General features: G+C 59.4%; 17 protein-coding genes and 1 tRNA gene. 12 read left to right on the forward strand and 6 right to left on the reverse strand.

Annotated features, from left to right (window positions below):
* Positions 1–9 precede the first annotated feature (9 nt).
* From ACYZT3_RS21980 to ACYZT3_RS22030, 11 genes are all read left to right on the forward strand, one after another.
* Positions 10–1,086, forward strand: coding sequence for an acyl-CoA dehydrogenase family protein (locus ACYZT3_RS21980; RefSeq protein ID WP_282377169.1), 1,077 nt, complete (start codon positions 10–12; stop codon positions 1,084–1,086).
* Positions 1,087–1,096: 10 nt separating this feature from the next.
* A complete protein-coding gene (locus tag ACYZT3_RS21985) occupies positions 1,097–1,534 on the forward strand; it encodes a PaaI family thioesterase (protein ID WP_282377170.1) in 438 nt (145 codons plus the stop codon).
* Between the two features lie 222 nt (positions 1,535–1,756).
* A complete protein-coding gene (locus tag ACYZT3_RS21990; protein ID WP_462030757.1) occupies positions 1,757–2,404 on the forward strand; it encodes an FMN-dependent NADH-azoreductase in 648 nt (215 codons plus the stop codon).
* 1 nt (position 2,405) lies between these two features.
* Complete coding sequence (locus ACYZT3_RS21995; protein ID WP_282377173.1) at positions 2,406–3,275, forward strand: glutathione S-transferase C-terminal domain-containing protein; 870 nt, start codon at positions 2,406–2,408, stop codon at positions 3,273–3,275.
* Positions 3,276–3,852: 577 nt separating this feature from the next.
* Positions 3,853–4,461, forward strand: coding sequence for a thermostable hemolysin (locus ACYZT3_RS22000; RefSeq protein WP_282377175.1), 609 nt, complete (start codon positions 3,853–3,855; stop codon positions 4,459–4,461).
* The gene (locus ACYZT3_RS22005; RefSeq protein WP_462030758.1) at positions 4,458–5,990 is read left to right on the forward strand and encodes an AMP-binding protein; all 1,533 of its coding nucleotides are present in this window, start codon (positions 4,458–4,460) and stop codon (positions 5,988–5,990) included. Before ACYZT3_RS22000 ends, ACYZT3_RS22005 begins: the two co-directional genes overlap by 4 nt.
* Positions 5,991–6,002: 12 nt before the next feature.
* Complete coding sequence (locus tag ACYZT3_RS22010) at positions 6,003–6,872, forward strand: TauD/TfdA family dioxygenase (protein ID WP_282377180.1); 870 nt, start codon at positions 6,003–6,005, stop codon at positions 6,870–6,872.
* Positions 6,872–8,005 carry an aminotransferase class III-fold pyridoxal phosphate-dependent enzyme gene (locus ACYZT3_RS22015; protein WP_282377182.1) on the forward strand — a complete coding sequence of 378 codons (1,134 nt, stop codon included), beginning with the start codon at positions 6,872–6,874 and terminating at the stop codon, positions 8,003–8,005. The genes ACYZT3_RS22010 and ACYZT3_RS22015 overlap by 1 nt, the downstream gene beginning before the upstream one ends.
* Positions 7,995–9,323: an aspartate aminotransferase family protein gene (locus ACYZT3_RS22020; protein WP_282377185.1), complete on the forward strand. Its 1,329-nt coding sequence runs from the start codon at positions 7,995–7,997 to the stop codon at positions 9,321–9,323. Before ACYZT3_RS22015 ends, ACYZT3_RS22020 begins: the two co-directional genes overlap by 11 nt.
* A complete protein-coding gene (locus ACYZT3_RS22025; RefSeq protein WP_282377187.1) occupies positions 9,320–10,726 on the forward strand; it encodes an amidase in 1,407 nt (468 codons plus the stop codon). The genes ACYZT3_RS22020 and ACYZT3_RS22025 overlap by 4 nt, the downstream gene beginning before the upstream one ends.
* A gap of 91 nt (positions 10,727–10,817) precedes the next feature.
* Positions 10,818–11,555, forward strand: coding sequence for a class I SAM-dependent DNA methyltransferase (locus tag ACYZT3_RS22030; protein WP_462030759.1), 738 nt, complete (start codon positions 10,818–10,820; stop codon positions 11,553–11,555).
* A gap of 16 nt (positions 11,556–11,571) precedes the next feature.
* Here ACYZT3_RS22030 and ACYZT3_RS22035 read toward each other — a convergent pair whose 3' ends face one another.
* Complete coding sequence (locus ACYZT3_RS22035; RefSeq protein WP_462030760.1) at positions 11,572–12,186, reverse strand: helix-turn-helix transcriptional regulator; 615 nt, start codon at positions 12,184–12,186, stop codon at positions 11,572–11,574.
* Positions 12,187–12,344: 158 nt separating this feature from the next.
* On the opposite strand from ACYZT3_RS22035, the gene ACYZT3_RS22040 reads away from it, so the two are divergent.
* Positions 12,345–13,763, forward strand: a complete 1,419-nt coding sequence (locus ACYZT3_RS22040) for an MFS transporter (protein ID WP_282377194.1) — start codon at positions 12,345–12,347, stop codon at positions 13,761–13,763.
* Between the two features lie 299 nt (positions 13,764–14,062).
* Here ACYZT3_RS22040 and ACYZT3_RS22045 read toward each other — a convergent pair.
* The 5 genes from ACYZT3_RS22045 to dapA all read right to left on the reverse strand — a co-directional run bounded on the left by ACYZT3_RS22045 (position 14,063) and on the right by dapA (position 17,752).
* Positions 14,063–14,152, reverse strand: a tRNA-Ser gene (locus ACYZT3_RS22045).
* 83 nt (positions 14,153–14,235) lie between these two features.
* A complete protein-coding gene (gene purC / locus ACYZT3_RS22050; RefSeq protein WP_123507616.1) occupies positions 14,236–14,949 on the reverse strand; it encodes a phosphoribosylaminoimidazolesuccinocarboxamide synthase in 714 nt (237 codons plus the stop codon).
* A gap of 28 nt (positions 14,950–14,977) precedes the next feature.
* Positions 14,978–15,736: an MBL fold metallo-hydrolase gene (locus ACYZT3_RS22055; RefSeq protein WP_282377197.1), complete on the reverse strand. Its 759-nt coding sequence runs from the start codon at positions 15,734–15,736 to the stop codon at positions 14,978–14,980.
* 4 nt (positions 15,737–15,740) lie between these two features.
* Positions 15,741–16,856: an outer membrane protein assembly factor BamC gene (gene bamC / locus ACYZT3_RS22060; protein ID WP_282377199.1), complete on the reverse strand. Its 1,116-nt coding sequence runs from the start codon at positions 16,854–16,856 to the stop codon at positions 15,741–15,743.
* A 17-nt stretch (positions 16,857–16,873) separates the two neighbouring features.
* Positions 16,874–17,752: a 4-hydroxy-tetrahydrodipicolinate synthase gene (gene dapA / locus ACYZT3_RS22065; RefSeq protein ID WP_282377200.1), complete on the reverse strand. Its 879-nt coding sequence runs from the start codon at positions 17,750–17,752 to the stop codon at positions 16,874–16,876.
* Positions 17,753–17,925: the final 173 nt, after the last annotated feature.

Here is a 17,925-nt window from a genome sequence, read left to right on the forward strand (position 1 = left end):
GGAATTGCCATGAGCGAACTTTTTCGCAAGCGGGTTGCACACTTTGTTGCGGAGCACATCACGCCCCATGTCGCCGAGTGGGAAACCCTGGGCACCTACCCGCCGGCACTGCACCGGCGCGCAGGCCTTGCCGGCCTGTTGGCACTGGGTCAGAACCAGAACCAACTGCCCGATGATCCACGCGCCTTGGCCATCCTGGTGCAGGAGCTGACTCGCAGTGGCGCGCAGGGCATCACCATGGGCCTGGCCTCACACTTTGTCAGCCTCAAGGCGCTGCAACGGTGTGCGCCTGAGCTTGCGAGCAGTGTGGTGCCCGCGGTGTTGAGCGGTGAATGCAGTATTTCCCTGGCGTTGACCGAACCCCAGGCCGGCTCGGACCTGCGCGGCATGAACTGTCGTGCCGTACTCGAAAACGGGCAATACCGGCTGACCGGCACCAAGGCCTTCGTCTGCAACGGTGAACGGGCAGACTGGCTGTTATTGATCGCGCACTCTCCGGACGGTCTGGCGCTGTTTCTCGCCGAAGGCCATGCCCCAGGCATCATGCACACCCCGCAGCGGTGCCTCGGTTGGCGGTGCCTGCCTTTGACCGACCTGCATTTTACGAACACCCCGGTGGTCCGTCTCACTCAAGGCTCCGGGGTCGGGCGCATCTTGCAAAACAGCCTGCTGCAGGAACGCCTGAATCTTGCGGTGATGGCCGTAACCTCCGCCGACATGGCGCTGCAAGCCAGTATCGACTGGTGCAAGCAGCGTCAGATGGGGGGCAAACCGCTCTTCGACAAATCGGTGATCCGCCAACGACTGGCCGAGTACCACGCGGAACTCGCGGTGGCGCAACACTATGTCGAGTCGGCAGTGAACTGGATGGCCGACGGCAACCTCGATCCACACCGGGTAGCCATCGCCAAGAACCAGTCGGTCGCCGTGCTGGAGAAAATCGCTCGTGGCGCGGTGCAAGTGCACGGTGCCCACGGCTGCATCGAACCGGCCCTGGTGGAGCGGATCCATCGCGACGCGCGCCTGCTGGCCATCGGCGGCGGCACCCACGAAATCATGCTGGACATCATCGGACGATCTTTATAGGAGCAGGGACATGCGCCAAATCAGCGAACACGCCGCCGCCCATTCCAGCGCGTTGCTGGAACACGCCTACCAGCGCTACTGCGGTTTGCGGCTGGTGGAACAACGAGAGGGGTTCTGCCAATGTCGACTGGTGGTCAGCGAGGCCATCGACAACCTCAGCCAAACGCTCCACGGCGGGGTCATTTACTCGATGCTGGATGTGGTGAGCATGCTTGCCACACTGCCGCTGCTAGGGCCAGATGAATATGCGCTGACCAACAGTTTCAATAGCATGTTGATGTCAGCCACGCCCCTGCACAGCGAAGTAGTTATTGAGGCCGAAGTTGTAAGAAGCGGCCGAAACCTGATATTTACTCAAGCAGCCGCTTGGAAAATAAACAGCGATCAAACCCGTACTAAAATCGCTTCAGCGCAATTAAGCAAGTTCCGCCTAAAACATCAGTGGTAACCTCGAAAGCCCCGCTCCCGGGGCTTTCCAGCCCTCCTCCAACGCTTGAGCCGCATCAACTCCCCCCCCCAAAAACGCCGACAAAGCTCCTGTAAAAAGGGCCTTGAGAAATACATGACTGCCATGGGTGGGTGAACCTGAATTTATGCGCTATTCCTGCCTCTCCGATTGTTCAAAACTTACTCTCAAACAGCCGCTGCATTTCCTGAGAGAGAGAAAGCCATGAGTCAAAAAATACTGGTGATACGTTCGTCGATCAAACACGATGGTGGTTTTTCCGGGCAACTGGTGGACTACTTCCTGGACCAGCTCAAAGAAGTCATTCCTGAATCCTCCATCGTCGTTCGCGACATCGCCAAGACGCCGATTGCCCACCTCAACGCCAACACCATGGCTGCGCTGTATGGCCGCGAGCCGAGCGACGATGAAGGGCGCCAAGCCCTGAGCCTCTCGAACGAACTGATCGAAGAAATCAACGAAGCCGACCGCATCGTCATCGGCCTGCCGCGCTACAACTTCGGTGCGCCTTCGCTGATCCACGCCTACATCGATCAACTGGTCATCTCCGGCGTGACCTTCACGTACAACAAAACCGGTCCTGTCGGCCTGATCGACAGCAAGCCGGTGTACGTCCTGACCGCCAGCGGCGGCATCTACAGCAATGGCCCGGACACCCTGGCCCTGTGGCTGTCGCAGATCCTCGGTTTCATTGGCCTGACCCAGATCAAATACGTCTACGCCGAAGGCCTGGGCATGGGTGAAGAAAGCCTGGCCAAAGGTCTCAAACAAGCGCGTCACGAGATCGACCAGGCAATCAACGAATTGGGCGAACGACCTCGCCTGAAAATGGTTGGTTCGCAAGGGAGGTAACATGACCAAAGCGGTGAACAACACCCTCAACGATCAGCTGTTTCTCTCCGAGCTCGTGGCTGAAACCGACCGTTACCATCTGTATATCTCGCAGGCTTGCCCATTTTCGCACCGTGCCTATCTGGTCCTGAGCGTACTGGGGCTTGAGGGTGTACTGGACGTCTCGTCGGTTGCCGCACGCCGTCATGACCAGGGTTGGGAGTTCGACAACGTGGACCCGGACCCTCTGCACGAAGAAGTGTCCTTGCTCTCCACGCTGTATGAACATTCCCGACCCGGGTTCACCGGTAATCAATCGGTGCCCGTGCTGTGGGACAAACACCAGAAGCGGATCGTCCATAACGATTCCGCAGACCTCGCCTGGCAGATGGCGACCCGGTTGCTGCCGCTGGCGAAGACGCCCATCGAACTGGTGCCCGACGACCTGGGCGACAAAATCGCGAGCCTCAACGACTGGTTGCACACGCACGTCAATCGCATGGTGTACAACATGGGGTTTGCCAGCGACCAGCAGAGTTACAGCGAGGCGTTTACGGTGTTCTTCGACGCCATGGACGAACTGGAAACGCGTCTCGCTGATCAACGCTACCTGTTCGGCGACCGACTGACGTTATCCGACCTGTTCCTGTTACCCACGCTGATTCGTTTCGAGGCAGTGTATTGCCTGCATTTCAAGGCCAATCTGCGCCCGCTGCAAGACTACCCGGCACTGTACGACTACCTGTGCCGGTTGACCCGACGCGAAGACGTGCGGCGCACCATCGACATGGAACACATCAAACTGCATTACTACTACTCCCACAACCACATCAACCCGACACGAATCGTTCCCGACGGACCACAACTGGCCTGGCTGGCACAATCCGCCTGATCGAATATGCACCCTCCGAGTCCGGGCCCCACCCGGACTCATATCCTCCGACACTCCCCTCGCCTGTATTCTTTCTGTCATACAACTAGAACGAGACAATTAACGCACCGTTTTATTTATTTTTTTGTCCGTCAAAAGATTACCCGGCATCGGCTTCATGTCTCACATGAAGATTCTGAATAGGTACTGGTTAATTAATTCACTTTAAACAATCAAGCCACTTATGAGAAAAATCGAACCCACGCAGAACGCTGTCTAAGTACGTCATCGCAAGGATTTGCTATTCACTGACATACCGAATACGCCCCCCACCGTTCCCGACCAGAAAGCCCTACACGCATCGGTGTGGCTATAGCTGTGGACACGAGTGGGAGTCTAAAAACAACAGACACCCAATGGTGAACGAACACCGTCGAGAAACATGGCCCAACAGTTGATAAAACCAAGCTGTTACAGGGGGTATGAAAGGGCGCCGGTTGCCGTAAATAACAACAAGATCAATTAGCACGCATGTACCACAACCAAGCGATTCAACAATCTCACTATCGACTCCCGCAGAAAAGAAAGGAAAACTTGCATGCGCATTCAAGTAGCCAAACGCAATACCCAACTCTGGAAGTCCGCCGTTGAATTTGTAAAACGTCGGTACATGAAATCCTTTAATGCCATCATCGAGCCATCTCCCGAGTACTTTTTAATCGTTTTACAACACAATGACTCCATTCAGTCTTGTGCAGGTTTTAGTTTTGCCAAGTCAGGCCCTCTATTGTCCGAGTGTTATCTGGACTCAGCGTGCGAGGAGACACTGTCCAGCATCACCAACACCCGGATCGAACGCGACTGCATCGTCGAAGTCGGCAGTACCGCGTCGATCAATCCGGTTGCCGGCCAGACCCTGTTCAACATGCTCTCGGTGGTGACCTGGTGCATGGGCGCACGCTACTTGCTGTGCACCTGCACCCCCCACTTGATCAAAGTGATGGGCAACTGCAACGTCAAGGTCAACAAAATCTGCGAGGCCGACCCGCAACGCATGACCTCCCAAGCGGAAGTCGAATGGGGCTCCTACTACGACCAGACGCCTATCACCGGTTACATCAAGCTGGGCGAGATGGAGCGTCACTATCACGAGACCGTCCTCAAGACCGTATTCCGACTCGACGTGCAGAGCGAGCAAGCAGCATGACGCATTTCGTCGAACGCTTGCTGGCCCAGGCCCAACGCACACCGGATGCCATCTGCGTCGTCGACACTCCTTCGGCGCAAGGCACGGGCGGGCGCCGTCTGACCTACGCCCAGGTGCTGGACCATGCCCGGCAGCTTGGGCAACACATGAACCGCCAGTTCACCGACGAAAAGCGCACCATCGGCATCGTCATGCGCAACAGCAGCGACTGGGTCATTGCCGACTTCGCCTGTCTGCTCTTCGGCTTCACCTCCTTGCCGCTGCCTTTGGGTTTCAGTAAGTACCAGGCCGAACACCTGGCCTTAGAATGTTCGGGCTTCCTGGTCGATGACAAAGGCTTGGAGACTCTGGAAACGCGCTGGGAAATCGACCTCAACGCCAGCCGTCTGGTCCATGTACCCAGCGCACTTCAGACCCCGATTCCAGTGCCGGCGGGCCCAAGCTTCATCGACAGCGCCGATGCTGAATGGATCTGCAAAGTCATCCACACCTCCGGCACCACCAGCAAGCCCAAAGGCGTGAAGCAAAGTCTGGACGGCCTGAGCGCTGTGCTGCAATCGCTACTCGGCGTGGTCCCGGCCGCCTTTCAGAAACGCTACCTGTCGGTGGTGCCGCTGAGCCTGTTGATCGAACAGGTCACGGCGGTCTACCTGCCGCTACTGTCCGGCGGCACGGTATATTTCCTGGACGAGCACACGCCGCTGATCGGTGAGGCTGGCTACACCACCTCGGCGATTCTTGCGCAACTGCTCAAAACCCGGGCGAGCGCGGTCACCGTACCGCCGATAATGCTCGACGTGTTCCTTGAAGTGGCCGAGCAAAACACCGATCCAGAGCTGCTGTCGTTGCTGCGCAACGAGTTGTACATCACCGCCGGTGGCGCTCCGATCAGCAGCGAAAAACTGCAACGCCTGAGCGCGCAGGGTATTGAGGTTCATCAGGGTTACGGGCTGAGCGAGAACGGTTCGGTGGTGAGCGTCAACACCCCTACCCACAGCAAGCTGGGCAGCGTTGGTAAACCCTTGCCTCACGTCCAGGTCCGGGTGACGGATCAGCAACGGGTAGAAATCAAAAGCACCTCGATGTTCCGGGGTTACTCCTGGGTCGATCCGAGTGCCTGTTCCTTCACCGAGGATGGCTGGCTGCGCACAGGTGATATCGGCGAGCTCGATGACGAGGGCTTCCTGTTCATCACCGGACGCGAGAAAAACATCATCTGCCTGCCCAACGGCCGCAATGTTTCTCCGGAGCAAATCGAGCTGGAGTTCAAAGAGCAAACCGGCGTGAACGATGCGCTGATGTTCATGACCGCAGACGGTCAACTGGCGATCGTGCTCAGCGTCGGGCCGCAGTTCAGCCACCCACACACCCAGGACTGGGCGCAACAGCGCTTCTCGGAAGTCGAGCTGCCGCAGACCCTCTGGCCGCTGGCGCCGGACGCCCCGCAGCTGCAAAGCCTCTATACGCTCAACGGCCCGGCCCGTAGAGCCCACGCCACTGACCTGCATCGTCAGACATGTACTCACTAAAGGACTAGCGACATGAATCAATCTACTTATCAGGCGCGGGTCATCACCGATCGCGAGTATGCCTTGAACACCGACACCGCGGCGGTTTTCGAAGAGCTCTCGAGCGCCGGCGTGATTATCTTCCGCAACTGCATCCTGTCTCTGGACGAGTTCGGTGCCTTCGTGAAAAAACACAGCTCGCGCCTTAGCCTGGACCCGGGCCGCGTGATCGCCAAAGGCGTCGCACAATTGGTGGACGCCGGCACCGATGCCGTAGGCCTGCACTGCGAAAACGGCAACGCGCCGATCTGGCCGGACCTGACATGGTTCTTCTGCGAAATCGCCCCCACCAAAGGTTCGCAAACCACCTTGTGCGATGGGGTGAAGGTCTACCAGGAACTCAGCGAAGAGGCCCGTCAGCGCTTCGAGAGCAGCCGTATCCGCTACCGCCGCACCGTACCGGGCGAAAAGTGGCGCAAGATCGTCTGCTACTACAAACCGGAAATCCAGCAACTGGAAGACGCCAGTTTCGAGCACCTGAGCGAGATCATCGGCCAGGACCCCAACACCCGGATGGAATACAACCCAGGCACCGATTGCGTGGCCTACGCCTACAGCGTCCCGGCGTGCCAGACCTCCAGTTTCTGTGAGCACCCCGCCTTCGCCAACAGCATTCTCGGGCCGTCCTTCAACTACGAGAAACCGGTGATCGATTTCGAGAACGGCGAAGAGATTCCCGCCGACCTGCTGGCGGAAATCACCGAGATCACCGAACGCAATACTCACACCGTGGGCTGGCAGGACCTGGACCTGGTGATGATCGACAACCGCCGGGTCATGCACGGCCGACAAGCGATCATCGATGACCAGCGTCGCATCTTCAATGCGCTGAGCTACCGGTAATGGCCGCCATCACGAATCACCCAGGTCAGACCTGGGCCGTCGAAGGCCAGTACGAAAGCTTCATCGACAACCACGGCCATCAACTGATTGACCTCAGTGGCGGGTTCGGCCTGCAAGTACCCGAGGTGGTGCAAGCAGTGAGTCGGCAGGTCGATAAAATCGGCCTGTCCAACCGTGTCCTGTTGTCCGCGCCGTTGATCGAGTTGTGCAAGCAACTCAGCGACTTCATGCCCGAAGGGCTGGAGAACTCGTATGTCTGCAACTCCGGCGACGAGGCGTTTGAAGGTGCGCTGAAACTCGCACGCTCGATCAACCCCCATCGGCGTACGGTGATCGCCGTGGGTGGCGTGGCGTACGGCTCGTTGTCTTATGGACGCTATCTGAGCGCCCCCGAGCATTACCCGGAGTCCGGGGAGTTTCTGGGGATCAAGGTGGTGCATGTCGACTCGGTGCACGACCTGCCGGACATGGCGATCTGGCAGGACTGTTTTGCCCTGTGCTACGGCCCGTTGCGCACGGCCGCCAACGGACTGCTGGAAGCGGTCGACCCAATGCTGATCGCCAGTCTGGAACGGATCGCCAACAGCCAGCGAATTGCGACCCTGTTCAACGACGTCGACACCTGTCTGGGTAGCGTCGGGCATCTGCTGTCGCAGAGTCTGTCCGGTGCGCGCCCGGACATCGTTGTTCTGGGCAAAAGCCTGGGCGGCGGCTGCATCCCCATCGGCACCTACACCTGCAGCCATGCGCTGGCCTACAAGGCCTACGGCAAAGTCTCACCTGCCAAACACGGGAGCACCACCGCCGGTAACCCGCCATCGTGCATCGCGGCACGGACCGCCCTGCGCTATGCGCAGGAAAAGCGGCTGGACCAGCGCAGTCTCGACAACGGCAAGGCGCTGGCCACAGAGCTGGCCGACCTCAGTGCACGGGCCATCGGCGGCATCGTCAAGGTACCGCTGGCCAGCACTGAGCAAGCCGTTGAGGCGCAACGGGCGCTGTACGCCGCCGGTGTGCATATTCGTCGGCCAAGCGGGCGTGAATTGCTCTTGCGTTGCCCATTGGTCGCGCGCACGGAGCGCGTCGTCGACGCCGCACGCCTTATAAAAAGGACCTTGCAATATGCTGCTTAACAGCCTGGTGGATGACTGCTACAAACACTGGACGCCCTCGGCGGCCAAGCTTTATCGCATCGCCAATACCGGAATCGAACGCTCCGCCGAAGGTGCGATCGTCACCGACCATCGCGGTAAGCATTTCATCGATTGTGCGTGCAGCTATGGAATATTTCTGGTCGGCCACCAGAACCCTCTGGTCAAGTACGCCAGCCAGCGTCAGTTGAACCGGATGGCCTGGCAGCCCGAAGGGCTGACCCACGACTCGCAACACCAGTTGAGTGAGACCCTCAGGCGTCTGGCGCCCGGCGAGTGGGGCGATGTGCGCTACACCATGACCGGTGCCGAAGCCATCGAGCAAACCTTGCGCTACGTGCTCAAACGGCAGTTGCCGCGCAAACGGATCGTGGTCATGCGCAATGCCTACCATGGCAAGACCCTGACCACGATGGCGATCCTCGGCCAGCAGTACCAGAGCAACCAGCATGGTCTGAACCGCCTCACGGTCGACTTCATTCCCTACGGAGACTTCGCCGCACTGGAACACGCCATCACCGACCAGGTGGCGGCGGTCTACATCGAGCCGATCCTCGGCGGCGCCTACCTGACCCTGCCCGAGGTCGGCTACAACACGCGGATCCGCGAATTGTGCAGCGCCCACGGCTGCCTGATGATCGCCGATGAAATCCAGACGGCGTTCGGTCGCTGCGGTAAATGGTTCGCCGTCGATTACGACAATGTAGTGCCCGACATCATGGTGCTTTCCAAGGGCTTGACCGGCGGCTACGCAGCCATCGCGGCGGTGATGTACAGCCGCGCCTTGATCGAACAGTTGCCACTCGACCCTCTTGAAGATCAAGTCTGCGGCCAGGGTGGCTTGCCTTATGCCTGTGAAACGGCCCTGGCCGCAATCCATGCGATTGAAGACGGCCAACTGATCGAAAAATCCCGAGCTTCCAGCACACAGCTGTGCCGGGGATTGCAGCTACTGGCCGAAGCCTACCCGCAGATAATCAGCGACGCGCCAGCGATTGGCCTGATGACCGGTTTGCGCCTCAAGGGCGCGGTGTGGGAAAGCTTGATCAGCATGGAACTGACCAAACGCGGGGTTCACGCCGGGCACTCGTTGAACGAAAAAGCCTCGGCGCCGGTGTTGCGTTTCTATCCACCGCTGACCATCAGCACCGGGGAAATCAGCCAGGTCCTCAAGGCCCTGGAAGAATCGCTCGAAGCCGTTGCCAGCAAGCCGCGCTGGATGCTCAAACTGATGACGCCGATCATCCGCAACCTCTACCGCCTCCCTTACGCCATGACCCCACGGAGCGCAGACCAATGATTAGCGTGGACGATCTCTCCCTGGTTGAAATGGCCTCGCTGATCCGTCATTCAACCCTGACCAGCGAAGCCATCACCCGCCACTACTTGCAGGCCTTGAAAGAACGCAACCCTGCTGTCAACGCGGTGATCCAGAAGCACACCGACGAAACGATCCTCGCGCGGGCCCGCGAGGCCGACGCCGCGGTTTCCCGGGGTCAGTCTCTGGGGCCGCTGCACGGTGTGCCGATCACCATCAAGGACGTGTTGCATGTCGAAGGTTATCGGCTGTCGCGCGGGCTCACCGAGTTTCTCGGTGACGCCAGTCAGAAAGATGCCACTGCCGTCGCCCGCCTGCGTGCTGCGGGAGCAATCATCATCGGGCTGACCAACGTACCCGAACTGTGCATGGCCTTTGAAACCGACAATTTCGTCTATGGACTGACCCGCAATCCCCACGACCTGAACCGTTCCGCCGGCGGCAGCAGCGGTGGCGAAGGCGCCGCTATTGCCGCCGGGATTTCCCCGGCTGGCCTGGCGTCGGATGCCAGCGGCAGCGTGCGGGTTCCGGCGCACTTCAATGGGGTCTGCGGCTTCAAACTGACGCAAGGCCGAGTGCCGTTGACCGGACAGTTTCCACGCGAGCGCTCCGGGCTCTTTCACCACACCTCCAGCTTCGGAGTGATGGGTCGTTATGTCGCAGACGTCGAAGTCATGGGCCGCCTCATCGCCGGGCCCGACGGTCATGACCCGGACACCGTCGACGTGCCCTGGCAAGGTCTGGATACACCGCTGGATCAGCTGCGGGTGGCATTCCTGTATGAAACCTCACGGGTTTCACCGTCGCTCGCCGTCGCCCGCACGCTGGATACGGTACGCGAGCTGACCGGCAAGATCGTCGCCAGCATCAGCGACGAACAGCCGCCGATGCTCGAAGAATCCTGCGATGTGCTGTGGCGTCTGTTCATCACTGGCGGCGATTCGGCCAGGGGCTGGAAACAGTTGTTCAGCGACATTGGCAAGAAGTCCTTCACCCCGGCCCTCAACACTCTGGTGGCCATGAGCGAGGAAGTCGAATGCAGCATCGACCAGGTGAAGCTCGACTGGAACAACCTTGATCGCATGCGCTACCAGCTGGCGGCGTTCTTCAGAACTCATGACCTGCTGATCACGCCGGTCCACCCCACGGTCGCGTTCGAGCATGGCCACTCCCTGAACGATCGTCACCAATATGGCTACGTGTTCCCGTTCAGCCTGTCCGGGTCACCGGTGCTGGTCATTCGGGCCGGGGTCGATGAAGCCAGCGGTTTGCCGATCGGTATCCAGATCGTCGCCCCGCACTGGCAGGAGGCGCGGCTGATCGAGTTCGGCAAGCGCCTGGAGGCCGCCTTGCCAAAATGGCAGGCGGTTATTCCCGCTCAGTAACCCTCCCTCCGTTGCAACCGTTGCCCAACGTTATCTCGGCAGCGGTTGCCGGATTTTGCTGTATCTCCCTACTTCCCAGGACATCCGCACCATGAACAACTACGTGGCAATCTACGACGGTATCGGCGAAAAGTTTGACCAGGCCATCAGCAAGGCCAGCGAGCGAGAGGTGGAGGTCAACACCTTCTTCCACATGCTCGGCGATGTGAACAACAAGCGAGTGCTCGACCTGGCCTGCGGCCATGGGTTCTTCGCCCGACAAATGATCGAACGCGGGGCTGATGAAGTGGTGGGTGTCGACATCTCAAGCGAGATGATCAAGCTGGCGATCAACGACAGCCTGGACGTGCCGAACCTGCAGTACCACGTGCATGACGTGGCGCTGATGCCTCACTTGGGCAGCTTCGATCTGGTCAGTGCCGTCTGGCTGCTGTGCTACGCCGACAGCGAGGAAACCCTGGTGCAGATGCTGGTCAACATCCACAACAGCCTGCTGCCAGGCGGTCGGTTGATTGCCTACACCTCTAACCCGGACTTCCGCCTGGGGATCTGCAACTTCACCCGCTACGGCCTGACTATCCTCAGTGAAGTGCCTATAGAGGGCGGCTTCTCCTGTGATGCGCAGTTCGTCACCGAGCCACCGGTGCCCTTCCACTTCTATCGCCTCAGCCGTGAGGTCTACGAGCGCGCCATCCGACGAGCCGGTTTTAGTCACTTCGAATGGGTCGTCCCGATGATCCCGCAAAAGCATCTGGACGAATTTGGCGAAGCATACTGGTACGACTTTCAACGCAATTGCGATCAGGTGGGGCTGGTGTGCCAGAAATGAGCGTCCGGTGGGTTCTTCAGACCGGGGTAATGCGATAAGCGCAACGGCGGGCATTCATCAGAATGTGCTCCACGCGCTCAACCCTGGCTTGCAGAACCTGCTCGAACACATTCAGTTCGGCACGGCAGAAACCCTGACACGCGGCCGCCGCCGCGCAGATCGGACAATGGTTCTCGATCAACACGAAGGCCCCGTCCGGTTGCTCGCTCCACTCGGCCATATAGCCTTCACGGGCACGCAGGGCCGCAAGGCGTTTGACCCGTTCCTGAAGGGTCTCGGCACCGGCCAGTTCTTGCAGGTACAAGGTGCGACTCTGCTGCTCGCGAACATCGATCAGACGATCGATGGCCCCGGGCCCGAAGGTCTCGCGCACGGTCTGCAAGAGCTGCACGGCCAGTTCCGAATGGGTATCGGGAAACCGCGCATGGCCAGCCGCCGTCAGGTGCCAGATCTGCGACGGGCGTCCGACGCCCCGGGCCTCGGACTGAGCGTGCACCAGGCCGCTGGCGGCCAACTTGACGAACTGCTGGCGCGCCGCTTCCCCCGTGGTACCCAGCGCGCGTCCGGCATCGGCCGCCAGTTGCGGGCCAAGGGTCTTGAGCATGTAAAGCAGTCGGTCGGCTGGCGACATCGAGACTTCATCCTGTTTTTCCAAGTATTTTCTTGACAAACAACGACCCCCGCAGCTTCAATATTTAAAGAATTTACTTGGTAAATCTAACCCAAGCCTTGAAATCAGGCAATTAACTCTCGCAATCCGTCGGGTCGCGAGTCACAGCAGGAGGTTGTATGTCTACGGAAGAAAGCAGCTGGAGCGATTTACTCTCCGGAAAAAACGCCGCGCGATCCATCGCACTGTCAGGAGGCGTTGCGCTGCATGCGATCAATATTTACATCGCCACGACCATCCTGCCCTCCGTGGTCAAGGAAATCGGCGGGCTCGACCTGTACGCCTGGAACACCACACTTTTCGTCGTCGCATCCATCCTGGGCTCCGCGCTCACGGCCAAAGTCCTGCAACGCACAGGGCCACGCGTTTCCTATGCGATAGCCGCGTTACTTTTCCTCACCGGCAGCCTCATCTGCGCACTGGCACCGAGTATGCCGGTGATGCTGGTCGGTCGCTCGGTTCAAGGCCTGGGCGGTGGTTTGATGTTCGCCCTGTGCTACTCGATGATTCAGTTGGTGTTCGAAGAGCGTCTCTGGCCTCGAGCCATGGCTCTGGTCTCGGGTATGTGGGGGATCGCCACGCTGATCGGCCCGGCCATCGGCGGCATTTTTGCTGAAATGGATGCCTGGCGCGCCGCCTTTGGCTCGTTGGTCCCTGTGACGTTGGCGTACATCCTGCTGACCAGCAACGTGTTGCCCAAACGTGACATGAACCAACCGCCCGTGGGCCGCTTGCCCTTGCTGCAACTGTTTCTGCTGGCCGCGGCAGTGCTATCGGTATGCGCCGGCAGCGCCTCGTCGCTTCCAACCTGGAACCTGCTTGGCATAGGCCTCTGCCTGCTGCTGGTATTTTTCCTGGTTCGTCATGAATCCAGCACCCTGACGCGCCTGCTGCCCAAGGACGCCTTGCGGCTCAATACCCCACTCTGTGCGCTGTACGCGACCATGGGACTGTTGGTGATCGGCATGACCAGCGAGATCTTCGTACCGTACTTCCTCCAAACCCTGCACGGGCAGACACCGCTGATTTCCGGCTACCTGGCGGCCCTCATGGCCGCTGGCTGGACGTTGTCTGAAGTGATGAGCTCCGGCTGGCGCGAGCGTGGCGTGCGCCGCGCAATCATCAGCGGCCCGGTGTTCGTACTGGTCGGACTGATCATCCTCGCCGTCGCCACACCGTTCAACAGTGGCGGAGACTGGGCGCTGCTCGCCCCAATCTGCATTGCCCTGACCCTGGTGGGATTCGGCATCGGCATCGGCTGGCCACACCTGCTGACCCGGGTCCTGCAAGTGGCCTCGGCCGAAGACCAGGACTCAGCCGCGTCCTCCATCACCACCGTACAACTGTTCGCCACCGCGCTGGGCGCCGCACTGGCCGGCATGATCGCCAACATGGCCGGGCTCAACGACCCTTCCAACGCCGAAGGCACCGCCAACGCCGCGCGCTGGCTGTTTGCGCTGTTCACCATTGCGCCGATTCTGGCGTTGGTGACCGCAGTCCGTTCGACGCGCATTCGGCCAGACCTCGCAGCGGCCTGAAGCGGCTCTAGCGACAATAAAAAACCGGTGTTGACCGCAATGCTGTTCACTTAAGCCGGAGACCGGAGCTTTTTGATTTCAAGCTCTACGGTGAAAAGCCCAGTAAAACGCCGCTTTCTCATGTCGAGAAAAGCGGCGTTTTTCCTAATTTGCCATCGGTTGCGGCAGGACGACGATAGCGCGCTGACTGACCACAGCTGTAGCACCCAGAGGGCTAGGCCGCGCAAGGGAACACATGGGGGAACAGAAACAGCAGAATGCAAAAAGGCCCCATAAAATGGGGCCTTTAAGTATAAATATGGCGGAGAGATAGGGATTCGAACCCTAGGTACCGGTGAAGGTACAACGGATTTCGAATCCGTCCCATTCGGCCACTCTGGCATCTCTCCAACGGCGCGCATCATAACAACACTTTTGCCGGAAGCGAACCCCCTAAGCGAAATTTTTCCGTGCTATCAGATGCTTGCGTCGATTAAAGCGGTACGCCCAAACGATTGGCGACTTCTTCGTAGGCTTCGATGACGTCACCGAGGCCCTGACGGAAGCGGTCTTTGTCCATTTTCTTGCCGGTGGCCTTGTCCCACAGACGGCAGCCGTCCGGGCTGAATTCGTCGCCCAGGACGATGGAGCCGTCGGAGAAGACACCGAATTCGAGTTTGAAGTCGACCAGCAGCAGGCCGGCGTCGTCGAACAGTTTACTCAGGACTTCGTTGACCTTGAGCGACAGTTCTTTCATGCGAACCAGTTGCTCGGCGGTGCCCCAACCGAATGCCACAACATGGGACTCGTTGATGAACGGGTCGCCCTTGGCGTCGTCCTTCAGGAACAGTTCAAAGGTGTAAGGGTTGAGCTTCAGGCCTTCTTCGACGCCCAGGCGCTTGACCAGGCTGCCGGCGGCGTAGTTACGCACGACACACTCGACCGGGATCATGTCGAGTTTTTTCACCAGGCATTCGTTGTCGCCCAGCAGTTTGTCGAATTGGGTCGGCACGCCGGCTGCTTCGAGTTTCTGCATGATGAAGGCGTTGAACTTGTTGTTCACCATGCCTTTGCGATCGAGCTGCTCGATGCGCTTGCCGTCGAACGCCGAGGTGTCGTTGCGAAACAGCAGGATCAAGCGGTCAGCGTCGTCGGTCTTGAAAACCGATTTGGCTTTGCCGCGGTAGAGTTCTTCACGTTTTTCCATGATGGGCTCCGCTTGCTAAGTAGGTGGGCTAGGCGATATGTCGCCAGTCGAGCCCTGAATCTTGATCGGCCAGTTGCAGCCAGTCCGGGTCGCACCCGAGGGTGTCGACAAAACATTGCCGGGCCAGCTGCGGCAGGTTGTTCTTGCTGCTCAAATGGGCCAGGACCAAGTGTTGCAGGCCTTGCCAGCCCAACTCAGACACCAGGAATGCCGCCTGATGGTTGTTCAAATGTCCCAATTCACCACCCACCCGCTGCTTGAGAAAGTACGGGTAGTGACCGCGAGCCAGCATGTCACGGCAATGATTGGACTCGATCATCAACGCATCGAGGTCCCGATAACCGTCCAGCACCTTGTTGCAATACGAGCCCAGGTCAGTCAACAGGCCGAAACGCCGCTCACCGTCACTGAATACGTATTGCGTCGGCTCCTGTGCATCGTGTGCCACGGCAATAACGCCGATGCTCAGTGCGCCGATCTGCAGTTGCTCACCGCCAGCCAGAAGGCCAGCCGGTTCAATGGGTTTGCGCATCCCGCGCAGGGTGCCGCGACTGAGGTAGACAGGCAGATTGTAGCGCCGAGACAGCAAACCCACGCCATGCACGTGGTCGGCATGTTCGTGGGTCACGAGTATCGCGCTCAGTTGCGCAGGGCTCACACCCAAGCGCAGCAAGCGTTTTTCGGTTTCCCGCAGGGAGAAACCACAATCCACCAGCACATACGTGTCAGCGCTGGCTATCAGCGTGCCGTTCCCTTGGCTACCGCTGCCGAGAACGGCAAAACGCATGTGATCAGCCCAGGTTGTCCTGAATCACGCTCAACACTTTGCGCGCCACGTCTGCTGGCGCCACGGTATTGATGTTTTTCTCGACGGTGACCTGGACGTTCTCGCCAACCTTGCTCAGGCGAACCTGATAACGCTCGGCACGGGATTCAACTTCTTCCTTGCTCGGCGCGCTGCCTAACAGGCTGCTGAAGAAACCAGGCTTCTCGTCTTTCTTCTCGGCTTTTTCGGCCAGGTTGATGTAGTACAGGCCCAGGCTGCGGTTGATGTCTTCAACGCGCCATTCGCCCTGTTCCAGCGCACGACCGACGCTCGACCAGGCACGATCCAGATCGTTGCCGACGTTCAGAACCGGGTTGCCGCTGCCGTCTTCGCTCAGGCTGACACGGCTTGGCGTATCGGAATCACGCGAAGCCAGCATGGAAACCGAACCGCCCTTCTCCGAGGTGCGGCTCATGCTCGCGAGCATGTCGTCGACCAGTGCCGCGTCCAGGCCAGTGTTGACCGAACGGTTGGTAAAGGCCACGTCGGAGGTGCTACCGGCAGGACGCTCGGCGCTGACCACATAGACTTCACTGGTGTTGCGTTGCACGCCGGGCTCAATGCGGACCCGCACGCGGGTTTCGCTGTCAGCGCCGACACCGGCCGCACTCAGGCGCTTGGCCATGGCGGCGGACAGTTCGTCGGAATGCTGCCAGGTGGTGGTGAACTCGCCGGTTTGCGGGCGCTGTTCGTCCAGACGGAAACCGTTGTCCTGGAAGAACTGCACAGCCACTGGCCAGACTTCGGCCGGCGGGTTCTGGGCGACGATCCAACGCGAATCACCGGTCTTTTGCAGGGAGTAGGCGCTGGCGTCGGCGGCTGCCGACAACGGTTGCGGACGAGGAACGATGTACTCGCCCTTAGCGGTGTCATCGGCCACGTTGCGCGGGATCGGCAATAGCGGATCCAGACGTTTGGCAGTGCTGACATCCGCCGGCAATTGCATGGGTGCAGTTTGTTGCGCTTCCAGGTAATCGCTACCACGGTCACGGAAATAACCTTCCGGGCCCCAAACCCATCCGCAGCCACTGGTGCTGGAGATGATCAAGGCAAGTGCGGAAAGTCCGGCCATTCGCTTCATGCGTAGTACTTCCTCAATTAAACCAGGACGCCGGACTGGCGCATGGCCTGCCGCAGCGGTTCGTGACAGGCAGCGCTGAGCCAGGTGAGCGGCAGACGGATACCGTCCGGCATCAAGCCCATTTCATGCAGCGCCCATTTCACGGGGATAGGGTTGGATTCGATAAACAGGGTTTTATTGAGCGGCATCAGCTTTTCGTGAATCGCGCGGGCCGTCACGGCGTCACCTTTCAGAGCAGCGTTGCACAGGTCGCTCATGTCGCGCGGCGCAACGTTGGCGGTCACCGAGATGTTGCCCTTGCCGCCGAGCAGGATCAGTTCGACTGCGGTGGCGTCGTCACCGGAAAGCACCACGAAGTCTTTGCTGACGCCGTCGATGATGGCTTTGGCACGCGTCAGGTCGCCGGTGGCTTCCTTGATGCCGATGATGTTTTTCACGGTCGACAGGCGGATCACGGTTTCGGTCAGCATGTCGCAGGCTGTACGGCCCGGCACGTTGTAAAGAATCTGCGGGATGTCGACGGCTTCGGCGATGGCTTTGAAGTGCTGGTACAAGCCTTCCTGGGTCGGCTTGTTGTAATACGGCGTTACCAGCAGGCAGGCATCGGCGCCGGCCATCTTCGCATTGTTGGTCAGCTCGATGGCTTCGCGAGTCGAGTTGGCGCCGGTACCGGCGATCACCGGGATGCGCCCTGCAACCTGCTTCACCACGTAACGAATCACTTCGATGTGCTCATTCACGTCAAGAGTGGCCGATTCACCTGTGGTGCCGACCGCCACGATGGCGTGGGTGCCGTTTTGCAGGTGAAAGTCCACCAGTTTGCTCAGGCTGTCCCAGTCGAGACGACCTTGTGCATCCATGGGTGTGACCAGTGCCACCATACTGCCCGCAATCATGCAACCGCTCCTGCCGGAAAAAGAGAGCGGTAATGGTACTGGCGCCAAGATGCTTGTACAAGCAAAGTACTGCGCTGCTGCCATTCCCCTTGGCGCTGCTTTTCGCTACCCTTCAGACTTTGATCGGTACTGATAAGCTCGTACGCCGGGTTCCAGCCTTCTTTTTCGGCATC

The organism is Pseudomonas sp. MDT1-16 (genome assembly GCF_054898115.1).

What these genes read in the sequence shown, in the direction of transcription:
- ACYZT3_RS21980 (WP_282377169.1), top strand. Translation starts at nt 10, where the DNA reads ATGAGCGAACTTTTTCGCAAGCGGGTTGCACACTTTGTTGCGGAGCAC.
- ACYZT3_RS21985 (WP_282377170.1), top strand. Translation starts at nt 1,097, where the DNA reads ATGCGCCAAATCAGCGAACACGCCGCCGCCCATTCCAGCGCGTTGCTG.
- ACYZT3_RS21990 (WP_462030757.1), top strand. Translation starts at nt 1,757, where the DNA reads ATGAGTCAAAAAATACTGGTGATACGTTCGTCGATCAAACACGATGGT.
- ACYZT3_RS21995 (WP_282377173.1), top strand. Translation starts at nt 2,406, where the DNA reads ATGACCAAAGCGGTGAACAACACCCTCAACGATCAGCTGTTTCTCTCC.
- ACYZT3_RS22000 (WP_282377175.1), top strand. Translation starts at nt 3,853, where the DNA reads ATGCGCATTCAAGTAGCCAAACGCAATACCCAACTCTGGAAGTCCGCC.
- ACYZT3_RS22005 (WP_462030758.1), top strand. Translation starts at nt 4,458, where the DNA reads ATGACGCATTTCGTCGAACGCTTGCTGGCCCAGGCCCAACGCACACCG.
- ACYZT3_RS22010 (WP_282377180.1), top strand. Translation starts at nt 6,003, where the DNA reads ATGAATCAATCTACTTATCAGGCGCGGGTCATCACCGATCGCGAGTAT.
- ACYZT3_RS22015 (WP_282377182.1), top strand. Translation starts at nt 6,872, where the DNA reads ATGGCCGCCATCACGAATCACCCAGGTCAGACCTGGGCCGTCGAAGGC.
- ACYZT3_RS22020 (WP_282377185.1), top strand. Translation starts at nt 7,995, where the DNA reads ATGCTGCTTAACAGCCTGGTGGATGACTGCTACAAACACTGGACGCCC.
- ACYZT3_RS22025 (WP_282377187.1), top strand. Translation starts at nt 9,320, where the DNA reads ATGATTAGCGTGGACGATCTCTCCCTGGTTGAAATGGCCTCGCTGATC.
- ACYZT3_RS22030 (WP_462030759.1), top strand. Translation starts at nt 10,818, where the DNA reads ATGAACAACTACGTGGCAATCTACGACGGTATCGGCGAAAAGTTTGAC.
- ACYZT3_RS22035 (WP_462030760.1), bottom strand. Translation starts at nt 12,186, where the DNA reads ATGTCGCCAGCCGACCGACTGCTTTACATGCTCAAGACCCTTGGCCCG.
- ACYZT3_RS22040 (WP_282377194.1), top strand. Translation starts at nt 12,345, where the DNA reads ATGTCTACGGAAGAAAGCAGCTGGAGCGATTTACTCTCCGGAAAAAAC.
- purC (WP_123507616.1), bottom strand. Translation starts at nt 14,949, where the DNA reads ATGGAAAAACGTGAAGAACTCTACCGCGGCAAAGCCAAATCGGTTTTC.
- ACYZT3_RS22055 (WP_282377197.1), bottom strand. Translation starts at nt 15,736, where the DNA reads ATGCGTTTTGCCGTTCTCGGCAGCGGTAGCCAAGGGAACGGCACGCTG.
- bamC (WP_282377199.1), bottom strand. Translation starts at nt 16,856, where the DNA reads ATGAAGCGAATGGCCGGACTTTCCGCACTTGCCTTGATCATCTCCAGC.
- dapA (WP_282377200.1), bottom strand. Translation starts at nt 17,752, where the DNA reads ATGATTGCGGGCAGTATGGTGGCACTGGTCACACCCATGGATGCACAA.